The sequence below is a fragment of the Lysinibacillus sp. fls2-241-R2A-57 genome (assembly GCF_030209535.1).
Classification (GTDB): domain Bacteria; phylum Bacillota; class Bacilli; order Bacillales_A; family Planococcaceae; genus Lysinibacillus.
In genome coordinates this window covers 1-1687 of record NZ_JARVRU010000115.1, presented here as the reverse complement: position 1 = coordinate 1687, position 1687 = coordinate 1, and the positions used below count along the sequence as shown (strand labels likewise).

1 protein-coding gene is annotated in these 1687 nt (G+C 33.7%); it reads right to left on the bottom strand.

Annotation, left to right across the window (positions count from 1 at the left end):
- Nucleotides 1-99 precede the first annotated feature (99 nt).
- Entirely contained in the window at nt 100-1569 is a 1470-nt protein-coding gene (locus QRN68_RS17570) for an IS1182 family transposase (protein ID WP_285398202.1), read from the bottom strand.
- Nucleotides 1570-1687 lie beyond the last annotated feature (118 nt).

Genomic DNA, 1687 nt, shown 5'->3' with positions numbered 1-1687 from the left:
GAGGGCACTGAAAAACATCCAGTATTTATTGTTAAAAGAGTTTAACTTTTAAAAAAGACAACTTCTTGTTCATATCGAACAAAAAGTTGTCTTTTTCTATTATCCTTTACTATTTTTTTCTTTTAAAAGAGTGATGATTCGTTTCAAATTCACGGCGAAGATTGCTGTTGCACCTTGTATTTCCATACCAAATAGACCCGAAGCTACTGCCGTATCGTACCCGTGTCTATTCTTTAATTCACTATTTTTTGCTTCTATTTTATAACGAGTACGTGCGAGTTCCTTAAACTCTTCACTGTTTTGGAATGCCTCTTGTTCCTTATGTTCAGTAGATTTGATTGAAACTGAATACGTTTTACTTTTTGCCCCTTCTTTATAACAACCTTCGCGGAAAGGACATACTTTACATTGTTCGATATCAAAATAATAGGTATCTTTTTGATTTTTCCCTTGGTTTTTCTTTCCTGTCCGTGCTTTACGAATTGCCATGTGCCCAGCTTTACATACGTACATACTAGCATCTTTATTAAACTCAAATTCGTCTTCTTTTGTTCGTCCACCTTGTGTGATTTGTGGATTTAGTTTAGATATAAGTTGGAATTCTTCTTTTTTTGCATACTGGATATTGTCTTTTTCAGAATATGCTGTATCACCAATGACTGTATCAATTGCCATGCCGGTTTCTTTACTTTTTTCAACTAATTCCTGAAGGTATTTTCCATCACTCTTCTCGCCAGTGGTTACCACTGCAGCTGTAATTATTCGCTCATCACTCATCGCAATATGTGTTTTAAAACCAAAGAAAGAAGAATCCGCTGATTTATGTCCAACACGTGCATCTGGATCTGTTGAATAACTTAACTTCTCCTCATAATCCTGTACCACTTCTTTTAAGACATTTAGTTTTTCCTTTACAGCTGGAATCATCTCAATTTGAGGTTGAGACTCAACTACCGCAATGACTTGACGACAGTAATCCACTTCAACATTTATTTCGTTAGAATTTGTCTTTGGTGGGAAATTCTCTTTCATCGATTCATCAATTTGATAAACAGCTTTTCTTAGATTTTTTGATTTCTCTTGTAAATATTCTATAGGTGATTTTTGATTATAACGTGCTTTTGTATGGGTGGCATCCACGATTATTGCTTTATTTTTAATGACTTCTTTCTCTATAGCAATCTCTACAGTCTTGCCAATGAGCATATCTAATAAGCTCATATCTTGGAGACGAAGCTTACGGAATTTCGTTAGTGAACTTGGATTAATGACAGAGTCTTCTGGTGCCATATCTAAAAAATATTTAAACGACATATCATATTTAGAGCGTTCTACCACATCTACATCAGATAAATCGAATATTGATTTTAATAGTAAATATTTAAACATGCGAATAGGAGGCACTGCATTACGACCATTATCAAGACAATATTTATTTTTCAGTTCGTCCAAAATAAAAGAGAAATCAACAAGTTCATTTATTTGACGAAGCATATTATCTTTCGGTACAACAATGTCATAAATCGCTATAAATGGACTGAGATTAAGAGATTCTTGGTTTGAGATCATCGGGATATCACCTACATACTTTTAATATCATTATTATAAAGTAAAAAGGCAGTTGAAAGTTCGATTAAATCGAACTTTCAACTGCCTAATTTAAATAGTGGACTTTTTCAGTGCCCTC

Bases quoted from the DNA above. Each gene is read 5' to 3' on its own strand.
- QRN68_RS17570 (WP_285398202.1), bottom strand. From the start codon at position 1,569: ATGATCTCAAACCAAGAATCTCTTAATCTCAGTCCATTTATAGCGATT.